The organism is Lipingzhangella rawalii, assembly GCF_031628175.1.
Taxonomy (GTDB): Bacteria; Actinomycetota; Actinomycetes; order Streptosporangiales; family Streptosporangiaceae; genus Lipingzhangella_A; species Lipingzhangella_A rawalii.
Genome location: NZ_JAVLVT010000005.1, coordinates 636,104 through 658,805 on the forward strand (window position 1 = coordinate 636,104; position 22,702 = coordinate 658,805).

Below are 22,702 nucleotides of genomic sequence, written 5' to 3' on the forward strand. Positions count from 1 at the left end.
CACGGAGTGGCGTTCGGTTGGCCGTGGATCCAGGGTCCGTACGGATCGGTGTTGCCCGGAGTGATCCTGCGGCCACATTGGCCGTTCCGGTCACGACGGTGCGTCGCGGGGCGGGGGACCTGACCCGGATCGCGGAGCTGATTGTGGAGCACGAGGCGCGGGAGGTGGTTGTGGGATTTCCGGCGTCGTTGCACGGCGGCGAGGGCCCCGCGGCCCGCCGGACCCGCCGCTTCGCCCGCGAGCTCGCCGGGGTGGTCTCTCCGATCCCGGTCCGGCTGGTCGACGAACGCCTGACCACAGTCACCGCAGAGGCACAATTGCGGGCGGGTGCCAGCACTGGCAAGATTGGTGCGCGCGGAGGTCGAGCTCGCCGTGCCGTCGTTGACCAGGCTGCTGCTGTGGTTCTGCTCCAGGGTGCCCTGGATACTGAGAAGACGACGGGATCCCCCCCCGGAGAGGTTGTTGCGCCAGCGTCATGAGTGATGTGGACTTCAGTCAGTTCGTCCGGGAGAACCGGGACTGGGGTGCGGGGACAACCTCGGAAGCGGCACGCGGGGGTACGGACCGGTTCGGCGCGGTGGATCCCAGTACTGCTGAGGGCTGGTCCGGTTCCGCTCCGGACCCCTCGGCCGAGCCGTCCCCCCGACCACGAGGACGACGGCGTAAGCCTGAGCCACGTGGGGACGAGGAGTTCCAGGCAGACTCCACGGAGCTGCCCCGCCCTCGAGGTCGCCGACATCGTCCGGACAGCAGTCGGCCGGAACAACCCGCGGAGCCCGCCAATGCGGGGGAACCTCCCCGCGGCCGTCGACATCGCCGTGGAGCAGACGAGGAGCCGCCGGATCCGGGATCCCGCGAGTTCACCAGCCCTGGAGCGGGGGAGCCGGATACCGGATCCCTGGAGGAGCTGGGGCTTGCCGGTACGGACGACGAGGAGGACGAGGAGGCCGCCCCCGCACGCCCCGGCCGCCGGTCCGGGCGCTCCGCCCCCTCCGGACGTCGCGCGCGGCGGGGAAGCGGAACCAAACGTGCACGTAAGCGACGTGGCAGGCGATTTGCGCCGGTCGCAGCCCTGCTGGCGCTGCTTCTCTTCGTCGGGGCCGCTGGCGGTGGCGCCTACTGGTGGCTGCGCACCTATGTCGTTCCTCCCGACTACGAGGGGCGGGGAACGGGTCAGGTCGAAATCGTGGTCGAGGACGGGCACACGGGTGCCGATGTTGCCGACACGCTGGTCGATGCCGGGGTCGTGGCCAGCGCCCGTGCTTTCACCAACGCCTTGCGTGGACTGGACAGCAGTGACATTCGTCCAGGAACGTACGAACTGCGTTCCCAGATGAGCGGGGAGGCGGCGGCAGAGCGCCTGTTCGATCCCGACGCGTTGATCGCAACGCAGGTCACCCTGCCGGAGGGGCTGCGCGCCAGCCAAATCTATGAGCGCGTCGCCGAACAGACCGACCTGACCGTCGCGGAGTTGGAGGACGCTGCGCAGGAGCCCGAGGAACTTGGACTCCCGGACTACGCGGACGGCGAGATCGAGGGTTATCTGTTCCCCGACACCTACACTGTGGATCCCGACGTGTCCGCCGACGTTCTCCTGGGCCGGATGATCGACCGGTTCGACGACACGGCCGAGGACATCGGACTCGAGGAGCGGGCCACCGAACGGGACCTGGACCCCCAGGAGGTTATGGCGATCGCCGCGATTGTGCAGGCGGAATCGGGCAGTGCCGAGGATATGCGCAAGGTGGCGCGTGTGGTGTACAACCGTCTGGACATCGGAATGGAGCTGGGCATGGACAGCACCTGTTTCTATGTCATTGACGACTACGGCATCGCGCTGACCGCGGAGCAGCTGCGCGAGTGCGACGAGGCGGACAGCGAGTACGCCACCTACGGGCGTGAGGGAATCCCAGCCGGCCCGATTGTCAGTCCGGGGCAGGTCGCGATGGAGGCGGCCCTCGACCCCGCGGACGGGGAGTGGTTGTTCTTCGTGACGACCGACCCGGAGGAGGGCTACACTCAATTCGCCGAAACCGAAGAGGAGTTCCTTGAGCTCAAGGAGGAGTTCAATCAGAACCGGGGAGCGCAGTAGGTGACGGCGTCGGTGCATGCAGCGGTTGTAGGCTCGCCCATCGCTCACTCGTTGTCCCCGGTGTTGCACACCGCGGCCTACCAGGAGCTGGGGCTTGCCGACACATGGACCTACCGGGCCGTCGAGTGCTCGGTTACTGAGCTTCCCGCCTTCCTGTCGGCGTGTGCAGCCTCCCCGGAGCCCTGGGCCGGCCTGTCGGTGACCATGCCACTCAAGCGGGTGGCCCTGGACCAGGCCGAGCGGGCCAGTGAACTGTCTCGGCAGGTCGGTGGCGCCAACACCCTGGTATATCGACAGGGGAACTGGCATGCCGACAACACCGACGTTGGCGGCATCGTGTCCGCGTTGGGAGAGATCGGAGTCCGAAGTGTTCGGTCTGCCGTGATCGTCGGGGCGGGCGCGACGGGCGCCGCTGCGCTGGCGGCCCTCCGCGCTCTCGGGGCAACCGGAGATCATGCGGTACGGGTCGTGGTCCGGGACCCTGGGCGTGCCCAGGAACTGGAGCGGGCGGCGGCGCGGATGGGGGCCACGATCGATGTTCGGCCCATGGCTGACCTGGCCGCGTGCCTGGACCGTGACGGCGCCGGTGTGGACGTCGTGGTCTCCACGGTTCCGGCCGGCGCCGCCGATACCCTGGCTTCCACCATCGCTGCGGCCAACGCTGCGGTCCTGGATGTGGTGTACGCACCCCGACCGAGTGTGCTGGCCGCAGCGGTCACCACGGCGGGGGGACGCGTGGTCGACGGGTTTCCGATGCTGCTGCACCAGGCGGCACTTCAGGTGGAACAGATGACCGGGTGCGAGCAGGCCCCGGTGGAGGCCATGCGTGCTGCGGGGCATGCCGAGCTACGGCGGCGCGCCGCCGCCTGAGCCACATAGCCTCCGATCCGGGATCAGCTCCAGGGGGTGGGACCGAGCCGTGGCGTTGTGGCAGGGTCGCGGCCGACTGGTGATACCATGTGCCCAGAACTGATTCGGTTCCGCTGGACGGCAGTGGAACCGATACCGCAAGCGGAGGATGACCCTCCCACCTACTGGGGCTGCGCCCACGTAGGTTAGCGGCGCGTCAACGCGCTGGCCACGGGGCTGTCCACACGCCCCCGGGTGCAGGTGCGGCGACAGACGTGGCTGGTGGGTCACCCCTGCATGCGATCAGGCAGAGGCGGGGTTTTGGCCACGGCCCACCGGGTAGGCTGATCCCTCGCTAGGCAGAGCAACACGACAAGCTAGGGAGGGGTCCCATCACCGAGCCCCGTATTAATGATCGTATTCGGGTTCCCGAGGTCCGGCTCGTCGGACCCAATGGGGAGCAGGTTGGAATCGTCCCGGTCGGGGATGCGCTCCGGCTTGCCCAGGAGGCCGATCTCGACCTTGTGGAGGTCGCTCCGACTGCCAAGCCGCCCGTCTGCAAGCTGATGGACTACGGAAAGTACAAGTACGAGTCCGCGGTCAAGGCGCGTGAGTCCCGCAAGAACCAGGCGAACACGATCATCAAGGAGATCAAGCTTCGGCCGAAGATCGATCCGCACGACTACTCCACGAAAAAGGGGCACGTCGAGCGGTTTCTCAAGGCCGGAGACAAGGTCAAAGTGACGATCATGTTCCGTGGGCGGGAGCAGTCTCGGCCAGAGCTGGGCTTCCGGCTGCTGCGTCAACTGGCCGAGGATGTCCAGGAGCTGGGCCAGGTCGAGTCGCAGGCCAAGCAGGACGGCCGGAATATGGTGATGGTGCTCGGTCCGCACAAGCGGCGGTCCGATCACAAGGCGGAGGCTAAGGCCGGTAAGGGCCACTAGCCCGTCCGGATCCCGAACGGGCCGCTGGAATGCCCCGGAGCGCACCGGGCTACGGCACGGTCGCTGCCGGGGTTGGCGTGTGTACGATCCCCCGGGGCCGGTGCCGCCGCGGTCCGCCAGAATTCATGTCGTGTTGCCGTGATGGCATGCGCAACTACGAGTAGGAGACGACGGCGAGTATGCCGAAACAAAAGCCGCACAGCGGAGCCAAGAAGCGCTTCCGTACCACTGGCTCTGGCAAGATCATGCGCCGCCGTGCCAACCGGGCGCACTACAACGAGCACAAGCCCTCCAAGCGCACCCGTCGACTCAAGAACGAGATCGTGGCGTCGCGCCCCGACAGCAAGCGGGTGAAGCGGCTGCTCGGCGAGTAGCGGTTGGTGCCGGACACTCGGCACGCCGGCGGGAAGAGCCGGCACCAGGCCAGGCCGACGCCCGGGGCGTCGGTGAGAAGAAGTGAGGCGAGGGAGTCACTGTGGCACGCGTGAAGCGGGCGCTAAACGCCAAGAAGAAGCGCCGGGTCGTCCTTGACCGCGCGAGTGGCTATCGCGGGCAGCGCTCCAGGCTGTACCGCAAGGCCAAGGAGCAGATGCTCCATTCGATGACGTACTCCTACCGGGACCGCAAGGACCGCAAGGGGCAGTTCCGCCGCCTGTGGATCCAGCGCATCAATGCGGCGGCCCGGGCGAACGGGTTGACCTACAACCGGTTCATGCAGGGGCTGAAGGCTGCCGGTGTCGACGTCGACCGGCGGATGCTCGCCGAGCTGGCGGTCAACGACGAGCAGGCGTTCGCCTCGCTCGTGGAAACCGCACGGGCGGCACTGCCGGAGCAGGACGCCCAGGCGGCCTGAGACCACCATGGCGAGTCACGAGTTCACCAGCATTCGCTCCCCGCGAGTCAAGGGTGCTCGTCGGCTCGCCAAACGCGCATTCCGCCAGCGTGAACAGCGGTTCCTTGCCGAGGGGCCGCAAGCGGTCCGGGAGGCGTTGGGAACGGCAGGGGTTGTCCAGGAGCTGTACACGACCTCAGAGGCCGAGCACCGTTATCCCGAACTTCTTGCGGCCGCTCGCACCCAGGACGTCGCCACGCACCGGGTCACGCTGGAGGTGATGGGTGAGCTGGCACAGACGGTCACACCTCAAGGGCTCGTGGCCGTGTGCCGGTTCGTGGATGTCGACATTGCCGAGGTCCGCGAGGTGCGGCTGGCTGTCGTCCTGTCCCATGTTCGCGACCCCGGGAATGCGGGAACGGTTCTGCGCACCGCGGATGCGGCCGGCGCCGATCTGGTGGTCTTCACCGACGCTTCGGTCGATCCCTACAACGGCAAGTGTGTACGGGCCTCGGCCGGAAGTCTCTTTCACGTCCCGCTCGCGGTGGGGTTGCGTGCCGATGAGGCCCTGAGTCGACTGGGTGATCGTGGCATACGGCGCCTGGCGGCCGACGGGTCGGGAGAGCGCAGTCTGGACGCGGCGATGGCGGGCGGCGAGTTGCGGAAACCTGTCGCGTGGGTTTTCGGGAACGAGGCGTGGGGGATGCCGTCTGAGCTGCGGGCGGCCTGCGACGCGACCGTCAGTGTTCCCATCTATGGGCACGCGGAGAGCCTGAACCTGGCGACGGCTGCGGCCGTGTGTCTGTACGCCACGGCCAGGGAACAGCGTGCTTATGCGTCTCGTGCGTAAGCACGCCGTCCGAACGGTTTCCGGGTAGATCCCGAAACGCGGCCCTTTCGACCCGTAACTACTCTTTGTGGCGGCCGCGTGCGAACTTTCCCGAATGTCCGGGGAGATTGCGTCGTCTGGCTACCCTCAGTAGGGGCTATGCTCAAGTGTGATGGTACAGCCTGGCCGCCGATCATGCCCGTCATGCATTACCGGCGGTTGAGGGATGTACGGCCCGGCACCTCATGCGTCTAATAGATGTCGGATCCCAGCGTTGCCACGTCCCGTCGTCCCCCTCCGTGCAGCGCGGGCCCCAGGGTGCGAGCATGCAGTGAGCGAGCGTCGGGAGGACGAGCGTGGACGGTGACGAACCGGTGGAGGGTCTCGCTGCGCACGGGAGGGACACGGAAGCTGACGCCGAGCCAGCGCGCCTCCGCCCCGGCCTCGACGCCGAGGAACTGCCCGACGGGGTGGTCGTGGCCGATCACCTGGGGCGGATCGTCACCTTCAACGCCATGGCGAGCCGCATTGTGGGAATATCCGCGGCCGACGCGTGCGGACGAGACTTTCGGGACGTGCTGGTCCTCCACGACAGTGACGGTCGGGACTGGTGGAAGTGCGACGACCCGTATCGGGCGCCCGCGGGACGAACCCGCCAGCCCGAGCGTCCGTTGACGCTCCCGGATGGTCGGGAGGTTCTGCTCACCGCGCGCTACGTGCGTGCGCAGCCGCGTGGACCACTCACACGGCTGGTGTTGACCCTGCGCGACGCCGGTTACCGGGCTCGAGCCGAGCGTAGCCGCGCGGGGCTCGTCTCCACGGTCGCCCATGAGTTGCGGTCCCCGTTGACCAGTGTGAAAGGGTTCACCGCGACGCTGTTGGCCAAGTGGGATCGGCTCACCGAGACCCAGCGCATGTTCATGCTCCAGACGGTGAACGCCGACGCGGACCGGGTGACCCGACTGATCGCGGAACTGCTGGACGTGTCCCGGATCGAGTCCGGCCGCCTGGAGCTGCGGCGGCGTAGGGTTGATCTGGTGGAGCGAGCCCGGCAGGTGATCGCCGGACGGATCGTGGCCGGGGACACCGAGGATCGGTTCCGGCTCGAGGCCCACGGACCCCTTCCGCCGATGTGGCTGGACCCGGACAAGATTTACCAGGTTCTGGGCAACCTGACGGAAAACGGCGTGCGGCACGGCGCTGGTACTGTCACTATTGTGATTGAGCCGTACGAGGGAGGGGCCGCCGTGTCGGTGCGCGACGAGGGTGAGGGCATCGCGCCCGAGGCCATTCCGCGCGTCTTCCGGCAGTTCTGGCGGGGTAAGCGCCGAGGCGGTACTGGCTTGGGGCTCTTCGTGTGCAAGGGACTGATCGAGGCGCACGGCGGAACCATCACGGTGGGGCGCGCTCCCTGTGGCGGAGCCGAGTTCCGATTTACGGTGCCCGCCGGGTCCCCCGAGCTCGCCTGAGGCGTCTCGGCCAGCGACACGGCGGGCGATCCGGTCGGTGGCGCCGCCGTTTGCGCGGTGCCACGGTCACTGTCACATTCGATGGCACAGCAGTGGTGAAGCACGCCCGTCACCTGGTGGCGGGCCTAGACGGCCGCCCCGTGCGGCGATGCGAGTGACATGTCTGCACCGAACAACTCTTACGACCCCGTGGAGGTGGCGGCCCTCCGCCCGGAGGAGGTTGCGCGAATGCGCGACCACGCCTTGGAGGCGATCGCCAACGCACGCAACCTGGCCCAGTTGAAGGAGGTACGTCTCGCCCACACCGGAGATCGCTCCCCACTCGCCCTGGCCAACCGGGAGATCGGAGCCCTACCTCCGTCCGCCCGAGCCGATGCCGGAAAGCGGGTCGGCGCGGCGCGCACGGAGGTGGCCGAGGCACTCCAGCAGCGACAGGAGGAGCTGGAGGCCGAGCGCGACGCCCGCGTGTTGGTCGAGGAGTCCGTGGATGTGACCCTGCCCTGGGGGCGCCGTCCGCAGGGAGCACGGCATCCGATCACCACGATCACCGAACGCATTACCGACGTGTTCGTTGCGATGGGATTCGAGGTCGCGGAGGGCCCCGAGGTCGAGGCGGAGTGGTACAACTTCGACGCGTTGAACATCCGGCCCGACCATCCCTCCCGGACCATGCAGGACAGTTTCTATATCGCCGGCGGGTCAGAGCAGGCATCCGGCATGGTGCTGCGTACCCACACCTCGCCCGGGCAGATCCGGTCCCTGCTCCAGCGAGAGCTCCCGGTGTACGTGGTCGTGCCAGGAAAGACCTTTCGCTCGGACGAGTTGGACGCAACCCACACCCCCGTGTTCCACCAGGTCGAGGGGCTCGTGGTGGACGAGGGGATCACGATGGCCCATCTGCGGGGGGCGATTGACGCCTTCGTCACCGAGATGTTCGGCGCGGACCTGCGGACCCGCTTCCGGCCGTCGTACTTCCCGTTCACCGAACCCTCCGCCGAGGTCGACATGCAATGCTTCGTGTGTCGCGGAGCCTCCGTGGGTGACCCGACGGCGGCGTGTCGGACCTGCTCCTCGGAGGGGTGGATCGAGATCGGTGGCTGTGGCGTCGTCAACCCGCGGGTCCTGGTGGCCTGCGGTGTGGACACCGACCGCTACAGCGGTTGGGCGTTCGGCCTGGGCGTGGAGCGCACGCTCATGTTCGCCCACGGTGTCGAGGACATGCACGACATAGTCGAGGGTGACGTCCGGTTCACCCAGGCATTCGGGATGGAGATCTGATGCGCGTCCCCCTTTCCTGGTTGCGCGAGTATGTGGACCTGCCCACGGAGGTGACCGGACGGGACCTGGCGACAACGCTGATCGCGGCGGGGCTTGAGGTCGAGACCGTCGAGGAACTGGGGCGGGACCTGTCTGGACCCCTGGTCGTGGGGGAGGTCCGCACTGTTGAGGAGCTGACCGGGTTCAAGAAGCCGATCCGTTTCTGCACGGTCGACGTTGGGCGGGCCAACGGCACCGGTGAGCCCCAGGAGATCGTCTGTGGCGCGGTCAACTTCACCGAGGGCGACCGGGTGGCGGTGGTTCTGCCCGGGGCAACCCTGCCCGGTGGGTTCACCGTGGATGCACGTACGACCTACGGCCGTACCTCGGCAGGCATGATCTGCTCGGCGAGTGAACTCGGGCTGTGGGAGGATCACACGGGGATCCTCGTGCTCAACGGCCTGCTGGACCCGGTTCCCGAGCCCGGAACCGAGGTCGCGCCGCTGCTGGGGCTGCGGGATGACATCCTGGACATCGCGGTGACACCGGACCGTGGCTATGCCCTGTCCATGCGGGGCATCGCACGTGAAGCCGCGGTGCAGTACGACGTGGCGTTCCGGGACCCGGCGGAGGTGGAGACCAAGCCGGACTCGGCCCCCGGCCACCCGGCCACGATCCAGGACCCGAGTGCCTGTGACCGCTTCGTGCTTCGCGGCATCTCCGGTTTTGACCCGGGAACCCCCTCTCCACTGTGGCTGCGGCACCGGTTGTCGATGGCGGGGATGCGCTCGGTTTCGCTGGCCGTGGATGTCACCAACTACGTGATGTGGGAACTGGGACAGCCACTGCACGCCTTCGACCGGGACAAGCTCAGTGGCGCGATCACGGTGCGACGGGCCAAGTCCGGCGAGCAGCTCACCACGCTGGACCACGTCGAACGGGAGCTCGACCCGGACGACCTCGTGATCGCCGACGAGTCCGGGCCGGTTGGTCTCGCCGGCACCATGGGAGGTCTGTACAGCGAGATCGACGAGTCCTCGACCGAGCTGGTGTTGGAAGCCGCCCACTTCTCGGCGACGGGGGTGGCCCGGACCGCGCGGCGACACAAGCTCAGCTCGGAGGCGGCCCGCCGGTTCGAGCGCGGGGTGGATCGTGAGCTTCCCCTGGTCGCCTCGTCGCGCGCCAGCGAACTGCTGGTGAGCCTGGGGGGCGGGCGTGTCCACGGACTCACGCATGCTGAAGCCGTGCCCTCTGCGGAGCTGGCACCCCCTGCGGAGATCACACTCGCCGAGCAGTACGCCTCCCGGGTCGCCGGAGTCGAGTACCCCCGAGGCCGGGCCGCCCAGCGGCTGCGCCAGATTGGCTGCACGGTCCTGGAAGACGGTGCACAGCTCCGGGTCACCCCGCCCACGTGGCGGGGTGATCTCAGTGATCCCAATGACCTGGCCGAGGAGGTCATCCGGCACGAGGGCTACGAGAATCTCCCCTCGATTCCCCCGCGGGCACCGGCCGGCCGTGGACTGACTCCGGCGCAGCGGCTCCGCCGTTCGGTAGCCCGTGCCCTGGCCGGGGATGGGCTGGTCGAGGTTTTGAGCTATCCCTTCCTGGGTGAGCGGGAGCTGGATGCGCTCCAGCTGGCTGAGGACGACCCCCGGCGTGGCACACTGCGCTTGGCCAATCCGCTGAACGAGGATGAGCCCCTGCTACGCACCACCCTGCTTCCGGGGCTGCTGCGGACGCTGGCACGAAACGTGGGCCGTGGCAACACCGCACCGGCCCTGTTCGAGGTGGGTTCGGTATACCTGCCCAACGACGGTGCCCCACCGGCCCCGATCCTGCCGGTTGACCGCAAGCCCACCGAGGTGGAGCTGGCCGAGATCGAGGCCGCGCTTCCCGCACAGCCCCGTCATGTGGGGGCCGCTCTCGCGGGGGACCGGGAACCCTCCGGCTGGTGGGGACCGGGGCGGTCCGCGATCTGGGCCGATGCGATCGAGATCGCACGTGTGGTCGTGCGTACCGCCAACGCCGAGCCGGTCGTACGCGCGGCAGAGTCTCTGCCCTGGCATCCGGGGCGCTGCGCGGCTGTGTATGTGACTCTCGCCGACGGCACGGAGTCGCTCGTGGGCCACGCCGGAGAGTTGCACCCCCGTGTCGTGCAGGCCTACGGGCTACCGGAGCGGACCGTGGCCCTCGAACTGGATCTCGACGGCATCGAGTTGGCCCAGGGGGTCGTCTCGGCGCCACAGATTTCCACGTTCCCGGTGGCGACCCAGGACGTGGCGCTCGTGGTGAGCGCGGAGATTCCGGTCGCCGAGGTGGAGAACGCGCTGATCGAGGGGGCCGGCGAACTTCTGGAGGAGCTGCGCCTGTTCGATGTCTACACGGGTGAGCAGGTCGGCGCCGGATCCAAGTCGGTGGCCTACACGCTGCGGTTCCGCGCACCGGACCGGACGTTGACCAGCGAGGAGATCACAGCCGCCCGAGACGGTGCCGTGGCGGTGGCGGCGGAGCGGTTCGGCGCGACCCTGCGTAGCTAACGAGGTTCGTACCAGCCGGATCGCTGGCCGGACCGAGGAACTGGCGCGAATCTGGCGGGGGCGATCGCGAACGCGGTCGCCCCCGCACGTATGTGGGGGCCGTACCGACGGCCCCTCAGGGCTGGTTGGGCGTGCAGCGTGCAGCGTCGCGTAGGCGCCGGGCCAGGCTCGACAGGTCGCGGACGCCCCGGGGGCCGAGCACGTCCAATACGTGCCTCCGCAGCAACGTCGCATGCCGGTCGTGGGCGTGCTGAGCGACCTCGCGTCCGGTCCGGGTCAGGACGGCATAGGAGATACGTCGATCCTCCGGACAGGGGGTGCGCTCCAGATACCCCAGGCGGCGGAGACGGTCCACCACTTTGGTGAGGCCCCCAGAGGTCAGGGATACCTCGCGGGCCAGCTCGCCCATGGGAAGCCGGCACTCGGGGGAACGGAGTAGTCGCAGCAGTACCTCGAACTCCGCGGCGGGCAGGCGCTGGGTACTCGGGCCCACCCCGTGCAGGAGCAGCGGGTCGGTCGCGGTGACCGCCTCGTGTACCAGGCCCCAGCAGGTGATGAGCTCGTCGTCCGAGACGGACACAGCGGCGGTGTCGGTGCCATCGCCGTCGGTATTCCCCACGTCATCCACCCCACCCGACACAGCCCTCCTCCGTTCCGTATGCAGCGTCGCTCGCGACCCCAGGATAGTCCGCGCCGTGGAGCCGAGGGTGGCGCCTTCTTCGGCAGGGAGTACACCGGTCTCGGAAGCGGGCAGAGCGTTTGTGTCCCGCAGCAGTAACTCCGGAACAATTTGGTTCCCGCTCGGCGTGTTCGTGGGGTCGTGTTTGTGTTTCGTTGTCTCGCTTGTTAAGTCCGGATTTCCGGGGTGGGTTTTTGGTTTGCTCCGGGTTGTTGCGTAGATACGGGCGGCCGAACACCCACCACCGACAGAGGTCCTACCTTTAACTTGGATAACCCTGTGTGTTTGGGCTTTTTCTTGGTCGGATGATGCGGGTAACAGCAGGTCAGTCGAGGTTGTTGGAGAGTGGTTCGTAGACGGAAGACCCTTCGTCGGGTCCTCCCATCTCTGCTTATGTGTATGACTTGTCGGGGGAGCCGCGAAGGAAGTACGCTACAGGCACGCATACGCGGAGCAGGACACGAAGAATGTGTCTTGGTGGAGGTTACGTTTACCTGGTATATCCTGGGATTAATTGTCCGGAGGTCGCTGTGGCTCAGCCTGCCGTATCACCCACACCCTCGTTGAATGACGACCGGTACTCCGGTCGCATGTGGCATACTTTTTCAGATATGAATGCGGTCCAGGCTGGACCAAAATTCGTCGTCACCGAGGCCAGTGGGGTGTGGCTGTGGGACGACCAGGGGGACCGCTATCTCGACGGCACCGCCAGCCTCTGGTACTGCAATGTCGGGCACGGGCGCAGGGAGATCGCCGACGCGATCCACAGCCAGCTTCTGCGTCTGGAGGCCTACACCGTCTACGGCGACTTCGCGAACAGGCCCGCCCTCGAGCTCAGCGAGCGGCTGGCGGATCGGGCCCCAGTGGACGATCCGCGGGTCATGCTCACCTGTGGTGGCGGTGAGTCCATCGAGACCGCGGCCAAACTCGCGCGCAAGTACTGGGCGAGTCGCGGCCACCCCGAGCGCGTTCACCTGATCAGCAGGACCGGCGGCTATCACGGACTACACGGGATCGGCACCGGTGTGATCGGAATGGAGCGCTTCCGTTCCGGGTACGGACCGATGGTCGAGGCCACCTCGGTGGTGGCCCACGACTCGGTGGCCGAGCTGGAAGCGGAGATCCACCGCATCGGTCCGGAGAACGTGGCGGCGTTCTTCGCCGAGCCGGTGATCGGGGCGGGTGGGGTGTACGCCCCGCCGGACGGCTATTTCGAGCGGGTGGCCGAGCTGTGCCGGCGTCACGGCATCCTCTTCATCTCCGACAGCGTCATCTGCGGATTCGGTCGCCTCGGCAACTGGTTCGGAATTGAACGGTTCGGGGTGCGTCCGGACATGATCGTTTTCGCCAAGGGGGTGTCCAGCGGATACCTGCCCCTCGGCGGGGTCGTGGTCAGTGGTGAGGTCGCTGCCCCCTTCTGGGACCAGCCGGGCAACACCCTGCTGCACGGCACTACCTATGCCGGGCACCCGACGTGCTGTGCGGCGGCCCTAGCCAATATGGACATCCTGGAGCGGGAGAATCTGCTCGAGGTGAGCCTGTACGTCGAGCGGGACCTGGACCGCGCCCTGCGTGGGTTGGAGTCCCACCCTGCCGTGGCCGAGGTGCGGAGCGGAACCGGTGTCATGGGCGCGGTGCAACTCACCACGGAGGCTGAAGAGGCCGGGATCTCCGCACCGGCGGTGTTCCGTGAGGCCCGACGTCGGGGTGTGATCCTGCGGGCCATTCCGGGAGCCGTCGTGATGTCCCCGCCGTTGATCATCACCACCGAGCAGATCGAACATCTCGTGGCGACACTGCGGTCGAGTCTGGACGCGGTGTCCGAGCGGGCGGGATAACTCCCGTGCCTGGACGGCGGCATCCGTCCAGGGCACAGCCACGCCAGGGCCACACGCCGCCTCGGGCCCGAACACTCCTGCGTTAGCTCGGCTGTCGGGGAGTTGGGCTCGAGGCTGGGTGCTGTCACCACCACCCCGGTTGATTGTGTATGCATTAGGTTGCATATATTTTCGAGATGGGGCATGGTGGATTGTGACAGTCACGGTGTGCAGCCTCAGGAGTGCCAGAATGGGACGGACCGTAGCCCTGGCCGGAGCGAGCGGCTATGTGGGTGGTGAGGTGCTCCGACTGCTCCTGGCCCACCCCGAACTCGATATCGGCACGCTCACGGCTGGGGACAGCGCCGGGGACCAGCTCGGCCTCCACCATCCCCACCTGCCTCAGCTCGCGGAGATCCCCCTGCGCGAAACCACTGTGACCAACCTCGCCGGCCACGATGTCGTGATCCTGGCACTCCCGCACGGCCAGTCCGCAGCGATCGCCACGGAACTCGACCAGCGGGGGGAGGCCCCGTTGATCGTTGACTGCGGGGCGGACTTTCGGCTCGGCGACACCGAGCAGTGGCAGCGCTACTACGGAACCCCGCACGCCGGTACCTGGCCCTACGGACTTCCGGAACTTCCCGGCGCTCGGAACCAGCTGACCCAGACGGCGCGGATCGCCGTTCCCGGATGCCACGTCACCGCCGCGACGCTCGCCCTGTTTCCCGCGCTGGCCGCGGAACTGGTCGCCCCCGATGTCACTGTTGTCTCCGTGACCGGGACCTCCGGTGCCGGCAAGGCTCCCAAACCACATCTGCACGGTGCCGAGGTGATGGGAGCCGCCACCGCCTACGGGGTGGGCGGCACCCATCGGCACACCCCCGAGATCGTCCAGAACCTCTCCGGGGTGACGCCCACGGCAGATCCCGTGGCCGTCTCGTTCACGCCCGTGCTCGCACCCATGCCCCGGGGGATCCTCGCCACGTGTAGCGCACCCCTGGCCCCCGACACCACCGAGACCCACCTGCGCTCGGTGTACGAGTCCGCCTACGCGGACGAACCGTTCGTCACCCTTCTGGAGCCGGGCGTGTGGCCCAGCACGGCGATGACCCTGGCCGCCAACACCGCCGCGGTCCAGATCGCCGTCGATGCCCAGGCCAACCGGCTGGTGGCCCTGGCGAGCCTGGACAACCTCACCAAGGGCACCGCTGGGGCAGCGCTCCAGAGCGTCAACATCGCACTGGGACATCCCGAAACCACGGGGCTTCCCATGGCCGCGGTCGCCCCCTGAGGTCTGACCGCGCCGTCGTCCACCCCACACGGAAGGGCACACGTACAGGTGAGTGTTACAGCCGCGCAGGGATTTCGCGCCGCCGGTGTCGCGGCGGGAATCAAGGACGCCGGGTCCCGTGACGTCGCCGTCGTCATCAACGACGGCCCATCCCGTGCCGCTGCCGCCGTGTTCACCAGCAACCGCGTGCAGGCTGCCCCCGTGCTGTGGACCCGCCAGGTCACCCGCGGCGGCCGGGTGCGTGCTGTGGTCCTGAACTCAGGCAACGCCAACGCCTGCACCGGTCCGGACGGTTTCGGGGACACCCACGCCACCGCCGAGCGCGCCGCGGCAGCCTTGGACGATTCCGCCGCCGAGGTCGCGGTGTGCTCCACGGGCCTGATCGGTCAGCGGCTGCCCACCACGGCCCTGCTCACCGGGGTGGAGGACGCGGTCGCCGTGGCGGGCCGGGACGGGGGTCTTCCCGCCGCCGACGCAATCCGGACCACCGACACCGTCGCCAAGATCGCCTTCCGACGCGGCCCCGGGTACACCGTCGGCGGGATGGCCAAGGGCGCAGGCATGCTCGCCCCGTCCCTGGCAACCATGCTGGCGGTGATCACCACCGACGCCGAGCTCACCTCCCAGCAGCTGGACCGGCTGCTGCGCCAGGCGACGGCCGTCTCCTTCGACCAGGTCGACTCGGACGGATGCGAGTCCACCAACGACACCGTGATGCTCCTGGCCAGCGGTGCTAGTGGACACACCCCGGATGAGGAGGAGTTCGGTGCGCTGCTCACCGAGGTCTGTACCGAGCTGGCCCACCAGATGGTGCGCGATGCCGAGGGGGCCACGAAACACATCACCATCGACGTCACAGGTGCAATCAGCACCGCCGACGCACGCGAAGTCGCGCGCAGCGTGGCCCGCAGTGCGTTGTTCAAGTGCGCCGTCTATGGCGCGGACCCCAACTGGGGCCGAGCCCTGGCCGCCGTCGGGACCACCCGCGCGACCTTCGACCCCGATGCCGTCAACATCGCAATCAACGGGGTGTGGGTCTGCCGCCAGGGTGCGGCGGGGGAGCCGCGCGCCAAGGTCGACCTGAGCCCGGCCGAGGTGACCGTCACCATCGACCTCGCCGCGGGTACCCATAGCGCCACCGTCTGGACGACGGACCTCACCCCCGAGTACGTCCACGAGAACTCCGCCTACAGCACCTGAGAGGCCCACGATGACCTCCGCTGACGCCGCGTCCAAGGCGAGCACCCTGATCGAGGCGCTGCCCTGGCTCCGCCGTTTCCACGGCAAGACCGTCGTCGTCAAGTACGGCGGCAACGCGATGGTCGACGACACCCTCCGCGCCGGATTCGCCGAGAACATTCTGTTCCTCCGGTATGCGGGACTGCGTCCGGTGGTCGTTCACGGCGGCGGCCCCCAGATCAACGATCACCTCGACCGGTTGGGTGTCGCCAGCGAGTTCGCCGCTGGCCTACGCGTCACCACACCCGAGACCATGCAGGTCGTGCGCATGGTTTTGGCCGGACAGGTCAATCGCGACATCGTCGGACTCATCAACGACCACGGTCCCCTCGCCGTGGGAATCTCCGGGGAGGACGCCCGCCTGTTCACCGCCGAACGCAAGCCGGCCATGGTCGACGGCGCTCCCGTCGACATCGGCCGTGTGGGTGAGGTGGTCGATGTCCAGGTGGGAGTGGTCCGGACCCTCCTCGACGATGGACGGATCCCGGTCATCTCCAGCATCGCCCGCGCCGAGGACGGGGTGTACAACGTCAACGCGGACACCGCCGCCGCAGCACTCGCCGCTGGACTCGACGCCAGCAAACTGATCATGTTGACCGACGTTCCCGGACTCTACGCCGACTTCCCCGACAACACCGAGCTCATCAGTCGACTCACCGCCAGCGAACTCGAACGGCTCCTCCCGAGCCTCTCCTCCGGGATGGCGCCGAAGATGGAGGCCTGTTTGCGCGCCGTGCGTGGTGGGGTCCCACAGGCGCACATCGTGGACGGGCGTGAACCCAACGCCATGCTGCTGGAGGTCTTCACCAACGAGGGCATCGGCACGATGGTGGTCGACGAGGTGACCGAGCCCACGGAGTTGCACCAGCCCGCGGGGCTTGCCGAGCTTGCTGAGGAGGGTCTGCTGTGAGCGCCACCGAGCAGCTGCGGGAGCGATTCGCCCGGGCCATGATGCCCACCTACGGCACGCCGGACATCGCGCTGGCCCAGGGCCGTGGGTGCCGGGTGCGCGACGTGGACGGGAACGAGTACCTGGATCTGGTCGCGGGGATTGCCGTGTCGGCGCTGGGACACGGACACCCGGCCCTGGTCCGGGCCGTCGCCGACCAGGCAGCACACCTCGCCCACACCTCCAACCTGTACATCCACGAGCCCGGGGTGCAGCTGGCGGAACGACTGGTACGGCTGGTGGCACCGGACGGCAACGCCCGCGTCTTCCTCACCAACTCGGGCACCGAAGCCATGGAGGCCGCACTCAAACTGGTCCGACGCGCGGCCGGACCGGAGCGGAGCACCGTCGTGGCGACCACGGGTGGTTTCCACGGCCGCAGCACGGGGGCGCTGGCGATCACGGGCAAAGCCGCGATCCGCGACCCCTTCGGGCCCTTCGGCGTCGATGTGCGGTTCGTGGACTACGGCGACACCGCCGCGCTCCGCGCTGCCGTGGACGAGACCTGCGCCGCCGTCGTGGTCGAGCCCGTTCAGGGGGAGGCCGGGGTCGTGCCGCCGCCGGAAAACTACCTCCACACCGTCCGCCAGGTGTGCACGCAGACCGGAGCCCTGTTCGTCCTGGACGAGGTGCAGTCCGGGATCGGGCGGACGGGGACGTGGTTTGCGTACCAGGACGCCGGCCCCACACCGGATGTGCTCACCCTCGCCAAGGGCCTGGGCGGTGGGCTGCCCATCGGGGCCTGTGTCGGACTGGGCGACGCCGCCACCGCCCTGGCCAAGGGCGACCACGGCTCAACCTTCGGCGGGAACCCCGTGGCGTGTGCCGCAGCCCTGGCCGTTCTGGACACTATCGAGGATCAGGACCTGCTCACCAACGCCTCCGAGCGGGGCGGCGAGCTGGCCCGTGGGCTGCGGGAACTGGAGCATCCCCGCATTGCCAGCGTCCGTGGACGGGGGCTTTGGCTCGGTGTTGAGCTGGCACAACTCGCCGCCTCCGATGTACAGGTGACCGCCGCACGGCACGGCTTCCTGGTGAACGCCGTCGCCGCCGACACGCTGCGCCTGGCGCCGCCACTGACCATCTCCACCACCGAGATTCAGGAATTCATCGCCGCATTCTCTGGCATCCTCAACGAGGCCAGTCACCCATCCCCGGGAGGTCCCGATGCCTGAGCACGTCCGCCATTTCCTCGCCGACGACGACCTCACCCCGGCCGAACAGGCCCGGGTCCTGGACCTGGCGCTGGAGTCCAAGAAGGACCGGTACGCCCACCGGCCCCTCGCCGGTCCGCAGACGGTTGCTCTCCTGTTCGACAAGCCCTCCACCCGCACCCGAATCTCTTTCGCGGTCGGGGTGTCTGATCTGGGAGGACAGCCCCTGGTCATCGATGCGCAGACCAGCCAGCTCGGTCGGGGCGAACCCATCGGCGACACCGCGCGCGTCCTGGAGCGTCAGGTGTCGGCGATCGTGTGGCGTACCTTCGCCCAGGAGCGGCTGACCGAGATGGCCGACTCCAGTTCCGTGCCCGTGATCAACGCCCTCACCGACAGTTACCACCCCTGCCAGATCCTCGCGGACCTGCTGACTGTGCGCGAGCATCGGGGAACGCTCGCCGGCACCACCCTCACCTACTTCGGCGACGGCGCCAACAACATGGCGCACTCCTACCTCCTCGGCGGTGCCCTGGCCGGGATGCACGTCCGTATCGCCGCACCGGCGGACTATCAGCCACAACCGGCGATCCTCGCCCGCGCGGAGGCCGTGGCGGCCGACACGGGCGGCTCGGTGACCGTGCACACCGACCCCTGGCAGGCCGCCCACGGAGCCGACGTTCTCGCGACGGATGTGTGGACCTCGATGGGGCAGGAGAGTGAGGCGGAACATCGCGCCACCCCGTTCCTGGACTACGCAGTGGACTCCGGAAAGTTGGCCGAGGCGGCCACATCCGCGATCGTGCTGCACTGTCTTCCGGCCCACCGGGGGGAGGAGATCTCCGCCGAGGTGATTGACGGCCCGCAGAGTGCCGTATGGGATCAGGCGGAGAACCGCCTGCACGCCCAGAAGGGGCTGCTGCGTTTCCTCCTGGCCACCTGGGCCACGGAGGGGCAGGGGAGCACACCGTGACCGCAGGCGAACACCCGGCCGGCCCCGCAGAATCCGCGGGGGCGGCCGGTCCCACCACCAAGGCGGCACGCCACGCCCGCATCACCGAGATTCTGGAACGCACCCAGGTGCGCTCCCAGAGCGAGCTGGCCGACATGCTGGCTGCCGCGGGAGTGCAGGTCACCCAGGCCACCCTCTCCCGAGACCTCGACGAGCTGGAAGCCGTCAAACTACGCACCGTCGACGGCGACTTGGTCTACGCCGTACCAGGTGAGGGTGGGGAACGGCTACAACGTGCCCGTACCGGGGAGGTGGACCTGACCGCGGCCGCCACCGCACGCCTCAGCCGACTCGCCGAGGAGGTTCTGGTCTCCGCGGAGGCATCCGGCAATCTCGTGGTGGTGCGGACCCCGCCGGGAGCCGCCCAGTTCCTCGCCTCCGCCATCGACCACACCGACTTTCCCGCCATCCTCGGGACCATCGCGGGCGACGACAGCATCCTGGTTATCGCGCGGGCCCCGGACGGGGGCGCGGAGCTCGCCGCCGCACTGCTGCGGCTGGCCAACCGAACACCCTGATCCCCGTCCTAGCCACCCCGGCCGGGACGGGACCGGGCACAGCCGAGCGGCGGTCGACCCGCCCGAGGCACGCATATCCACCCAACAATCACGAGCCAACAGGGGGACACCATGAGCGAGCGGGTCGTACTCGCCTATTCCGGGGGGTTGGACACCTCCGTGGCCATCGGCTGGATCGCCGAGGAGACCGGCGCAGAGGTCGTGGCGGTAGCAATCGACTGCGGTCAGGGCGGCGAGGACCTCGACGTGATCCGGCAACGCGCCCTGGACTGTGGCGCCGTCGAAGCGGTTGTTGCCGACGCCCGGGACGAGTTCGCCGAGGAGTACTGCGTGCCCGCTCTCCAGGCGAACGCGCTGTACATGGATCGCTATCCACTCGTATCCGCGCTGTCCCGCCCCCTGATCGTCAAGCACCTCGCCGAGGCCGCGCGCTACCACAACGCCACCATGGTGGCCCACGGATGTACGGGCAAGGGAAATGACCAGGTTCGTTTCGAAGCCGGGCTGGCGGCGCTGTATCCCGAGCTGCGTGTCCTCGCGCCGGTACGGGACTCCGGGCTGACCCGGGACCGGGCGATTGCCTTCGCCGAGGAGCGGGGTCTTCCGATCGACGTCACCAAGAAGTCCCCCTACTCGATCGACCAGAACCTGTTCGGGCGTGCGGTGGAAACCGGGTTCCTGGAGGACATCTGGAACGGGCCCATCGAGGACGTCTACGCCTATACCAGTGACCCGGCCGAACAGCGGCAACCCGACGAGGTCGTGGTCACCTTCACCGCGGGCGTGCCCACGGCGGTGGACGGCAAGGAGCTCACTCCCCTCCAGGTCATCGAGGAGATGAACCGTCGTGCCGGGGCCCAGGGCGTCGGGCGGATCGATATGGTCGAGGACCGCCTCGTCGGGATCAAGAGTCGTGAGGTCTACGAGGCCCCCGGAGCGATCGCTCTGATCGCCGCGCACCAGGAACTGGAGAATGTGACCGTGGAGCGGGACCTGGCGCGGTTCAAGCGCGGAGTCGACCAGCGCTGGGGCGAGCTGGTGTACGACGGCCTGTGGTTCTCTCCGTTGAAGAATGCCCTGGACGGATTCGTCACCCAGGCCAACGAACACGTCACCGGGGATGTGCGCATGGTGCTGCACGGAGGCCGCGCGGTGCCCACGGGCCGCCGGAGCCCGGCATCGTTGTACGACTACGAGCTGGCCACCTACGACACCGGCGACACCTACGACCAGAGCATGGCGCGGGGGTTCATCGACGTGTGGAGTATGCCCGCCAAGATCGCGAGCCTGCGCGACACCCGAATGAACTAGGCCGTGGTGGCTGTCGGTGGGTGGGACGAGGAATGGCCCCCGTGGGCGGGGCCACGCAGGCTCGCGCGGCCAGCGGCATCCTAGAGTGGCTGTCTGGGATGACCGTCCGGGCGCATCGGCGTGGCGAGCGTCGGTTCGGGGCTGCGCCCCGCAGTGATGCCCAGCCGCACAGCTACAGCCCAGGTCCTGAACCGTCCCGGACGTGCGTCTCGGCGTCGATGGGGCCGCTGCACGCGGATACCCCTACGCTCCTATGCCCCCATGCCCGCATCGGGGTTCGGACGACGCGCCCAGCTCTGGCGGGCGAGCCCAGGCGCGCCCGCCAGAGCTACTCCGTACAATCCGGATCCAACCAGCACCAGCGAGGACAGGAAAGCACCGCAGTGGCAGACACCAACTCCGAGCAGGCCCAAGCCCCCACCGACACCCGGCTGTGGGGAGGACGGTTCAGCGGGGGGCCGGCCGAGGCGCTGGCCCGGCTCTCCGACAGCACCGCCTTCGACTGGCGGCTGGCCCGGCAGGACATTGCGGGATCCCGTGCCCACGCTCGAGTTCTGCATGCGGCGGGGTTGCTCACCAGCGAGGAACGTGACGCGATGCTGGCAGGGCTGGACCAGCTCGAGCAGGACGTCGCGGCTGGAGCCTTCACCCCGGTGCGGTCGGATGAGGACGTGCACACCGCACTGGAGCGCGGACTCATCGAACGTCTCGGCCCGGAGCTGGGCGGACGGCTCCGGGCGGGACGATCCCGCAACGACCAGATCGCCACCCTGGTCCGCATGTACCTGCGGGATCAGGCCCGGGTCATCGCGGCCGAGCTGCTGGATCTCGTCGAGGCCCTGGCTGGCCAGGCTGAGACGAACTTCGATGTCACCATGCCGGGGCGTACCCACCTCCAGCACGCCCAGCCGGTCCTGCTGGCACACCATCTCCTCGCGCACGCCTGGCCGATCGTGCGTGACGTCCAGCGCCTGCGGGACTGGGACGAACGCGCCGATGCCTCCGCCTACGGCGCCGGCGCACTGGCCGGATCCTCACTTGGACTCGACCCCAGCCGCGTCGCGGCGGAGCTGGGATTCTCCCGGGTGGTGGAGAATTCGATCGACGGTACGGCCGCACGGGACGTCGTCGCGGAATTCACCTTCGTCACGGCGATGGTCGGGGTGGACGTGTCCCGACTCGCCGAGGAGCTCATCCTGTGGTCGACCCAGGAGTTCGGTTTTGTGACACTCGACGACTCCTTCGCCACCGGATCCTCGATCATGCCGCAGAAGAAGAACCCCGATGTCGCCGAGCTGGCCCGCGGCAAGGCCGGCCGGCTGGTTGGAGACCTCTCCGGTCTCCTGACCACGCTCAAGGCCCTGCCACTGGCCTACAACCGCGATCTTCAGGAAGACAAGGAACCCGCCTTCGACGCGGTGGACACCTTGACCCTGCTGCTTCCCGCGGTCACCGGCATGGTGGGCACCCTCACCGTGCACGGGGAACGGATGGGTGCGCTCGCACCCCAGGGCTTCACGCTGGCCACGGATCTTGCCGAATGGCTGGTGCGGCGCCGTGTTCCCTTCCGTGAGGCACACGAGATTGCAGGGGCCTGCGTTCAGGAGTGTGAACGGCTGGGCATCGACCTCGTGGATCTCTCCGATGCCCAGCTGGCCCGCATCTCGACCGAGCTCACGCCCGAGGTGCGCGAGGTGCTGACGGTTCACGGATCGGTGTCCTCCCGGTCCGGTGTCGGTGGAACGGCACCCCAGCGCGTGCGCGAGCAACTGGAGCGGTTGCGCGAGACGGTGGCTCAGCAACGGGAGTTCTGCGTGCGGTGACAGGAGGCTGCCCGGAACTGTGGGTGGCGTGGGAGTGCCCGTGATCAAGACGTGCCGGTAGGTGTTATCTCGCTGCGATTGCCGTTGCCCGGACCAC

At 68.3% G+C, this 22,702-nt stretch carries 20 protein-coding genes; 19 read left to right on the plus strand and 1 reads right to left on the minus strand.

Annotated features, from left to right (window positions below; translation table 11 throughout):
- Positions 1–17: 17 nt before the first annotated feature.
- The 10 genes from ruvX to pheT all read left to right on the plus strand — a co-directional run bounded on the left by ruvX (position 18) and on the right by pheT (position 10,809).
- Positions 18–479, plus strand: coding sequence for a Holliday junction resolvase RuvX (gene ruvX / locus RIF23_RS13775; RefSeq protein ID WP_310912897.1), 462 nt, complete (start codon positions 18–20; stop codon positions 477–479).
- Positions 476–2,092, plus strand: a complete 1,617-nt coding sequence (mltG, locus tag RIF23_RS13780) for an endolytic transglycosylase MltG (protein WP_310912898.1) — start codon at positions 476–478, stop codon at positions 2,090–2,092. The genes ruvX and mltG overlap by 4 nt, the downstream gene beginning before the upstream one ends.
- A 12-nt stretch (positions 2,093–2,104) precedes the next feature.
- The gene (locus tag RIF23_RS13785) at positions 2,105–2,962 is read left to right on the plus strand and encodes a shikimate dehydrogenase (RefSeq protein ID WP_310912899.1); all 858 of its coding nucleotides are present in this window, start codon (positions 2,105–2,107) and stop codon (positions 2,960–2,962) included.
- Positions 2,963–3,348: 386 nt separating this feature from the next.
- Positions 3,349–3,885: a translation initiation factor IF-3 gene (gene infC / locus RIF23_RS13790; RefSeq protein WP_310912960.1), complete on the plus strand. Its 537-nt coding sequence runs from the start codon at positions 3,349–3,351 to the stop codon at positions 3,883–3,885.
- 179 nt (positions 3,886–4,064) lie between these two features.
- Positions 4,065–4,259 (plus strand): 50S ribosomal protein L35, encoded by a 195-nt coding sequence (gene rpmI, locus RIF23_RS13795; protein ID WP_310912900.1) that lies wholly within the window; start codon positions 4,065–4,067, stop codon positions 4,257–4,259.
- 101 nt (positions 4,260–4,360) lie between these two features.
- Positions 4,361–4,738, plus strand: coding sequence for a 50S ribosomal protein L20 (gene rplT, locus RIF23_RS13800; protein WP_310912901.1), 378 nt, complete (start codon positions 4,361–4,363; stop codon positions 4,736–4,738).
- 7 nt (positions 4,739–4,745) lie between these two features.
- Positions 4,746–5,567, plus strand: coding sequence for a TrmH family RNA methyltransferase (locus tag RIF23_RS13805; protein ID WP_310912902.1), 822 nt, complete (start codon positions 4,746–4,748; stop codon positions 5,565–5,567).
- Between the two features lie 335 nt (positions 5,568–5,902).
- On the plus strand, positions 5,903–7,015 hold the full coding sequence (locus RIF23_RS13810) for a sensor histidine kinase (RefSeq protein WP_310912903.1): 1,113 nt from the start codon (positions 5,903–5,905) through the stop codon (positions 7,013–7,015).
- 159 nt (positions 7,016–7,174) lie between these two features.
- The gene (pheS, locus tag RIF23_RS13815; protein WP_310912904.1) at positions 7,175–8,293 is read left to right on the plus strand and encodes a phenylalanine--tRNA ligase subunit alpha; all 1,119 of its coding nucleotides are present in this window, start codon (positions 7,175–7,177) and stop codon (positions 8,291–8,293) included.
- Positions 8,293–10,809, plus strand: a complete 2,517-nt coding sequence (pheT, locus tag RIF23_RS13820; RefSeq protein WP_310912905.1) for a phenylalanine--tRNA ligase subunit beta — start codon at positions 8,293–8,295, stop codon at positions 10,807–10,809. The genes pheS and pheT overlap by 1 nt, the downstream gene beginning before the upstream one ends.
- Positions 10,810–10,924: 115 nt before the next feature.
- Here the strand turns inward: pheT and RIF23_RS13825 are convergent, their stop codons facing one another.
- Complete coding sequence (locus RIF23_RS13825) at positions 10,925–11,428, minus strand: MarR family winged helix-turn-helix transcriptional regulator (protein WP_310912906.1); 504 nt, start codon at positions 11,426–11,428, stop codon at positions 10,925–10,927.
- 671 nt (positions 11,429–12,099) lie between these two features.
- Here RIF23_RS13825 and RIF23_RS13830 point away from each other — a divergent pair.
- From RIF23_RS13830 to argH, 9 genes are all read left to right on the plus strand, one after another.
- Positions 12,100–13,326, plus strand: a complete 1,227-nt coding sequence (locus tag RIF23_RS13830; RefSeq protein ID WP_310912907.1) for an aminotransferase family protein — start codon at positions 12,100–12,102, stop codon at positions 13,324–13,326.
- Between the two features lie 229 nt (positions 13,327–13,555).
- Positions 13,556–14,599 (plus strand): N-acetyl-gamma-glutamyl-phosphate reductase, encoded by a 1,044-nt coding sequence (gene argC, locus RIF23_RS13835; RefSeq protein ID WP_310912908.1) that lies wholly within the window; start codon positions 13,556–13,558, stop codon positions 14,597–14,599.
- Between the two features lie 48 nt (positions 14,600–14,647).
- On the plus strand, positions 14,648–15,799 hold the full coding sequence (argJ, locus tag RIF23_RS13840; RefSeq protein WP_310912909.1) for a bifunctional glutamate N-acetyltransferase/amino-acid acetyltransferase ArgJ: 1,152 nt from the start codon (positions 14,648–14,650) through the stop codon (positions 15,797–15,799).
- Positions 15,800–15,809: 10 nt separating this feature from the next.
- A complete protein-coding gene (gene argB / locus RIF23_RS13845) occupies positions 15,810–16,748 on the plus strand; it encodes an acetylglutamate kinase (RefSeq protein ID WP_310912910.1) in 939 nt (312 codons plus the stop codon).
- Complete coding sequence (locus RIF23_RS13850) at positions 16,745–17,962, plus strand: acetylornithine transaminase (protein ID WP_310912911.1); 1,218 nt, start codon at positions 16,745–16,747, stop codon at positions 17,960–17,962. The genes argB and RIF23_RS13850 overlap by 4 nt, the downstream gene beginning before the upstream one ends.
- Positions 17,955–18,914 carry an ornithine carbamoyltransferase gene (argF, locus tag RIF23_RS13855; RefSeq protein WP_310912912.1) on the plus strand — a complete coding sequence of 320 codons (960 nt, stop codon included), beginning with the start codon at positions 17,955–17,957 and terminating at the stop codon, positions 18,912–18,914. The genes RIF23_RS13850 and argF overlap by 8 nt, the downstream gene beginning before the upstream one ends.
- Complete coding sequence (locus RIF23_RS13860) at positions 18,911–19,471, plus strand: arginine repressor (RefSeq protein WP_310912913.1); 561 nt, start codon at positions 18,911–18,913, stop codon at positions 19,469–19,471. Before argF ends, RIF23_RS13860 begins: the two co-directional genes overlap by 4 nt.
- Positions 19,472–19,582: 111 nt before the next feature.
- Positions 19,583–20,782 carry an argininosuccinate synthase gene (locus RIF23_RS13865; protein ID WP_310912914.1) on the plus strand — a complete coding sequence of 400 codons (1,200 nt, stop codon included), beginning with the start codon at positions 19,583–19,585 and terminating at the stop codon, positions 20,780–20,782.
- A gap of 383 nt (positions 20,783–21,165) precedes the next feature.
- Positions 21,166–22,605, plus strand: a complete 1,440-nt coding sequence (argH, locus tag RIF23_RS13870) for an argininosuccinate lyase (RefSeq protein WP_310912915.1) — start codon at positions 21,166–21,168, stop codon at positions 22,603–22,605.
- Positions 22,606–22,702: the final 97 nt, after the last annotated feature.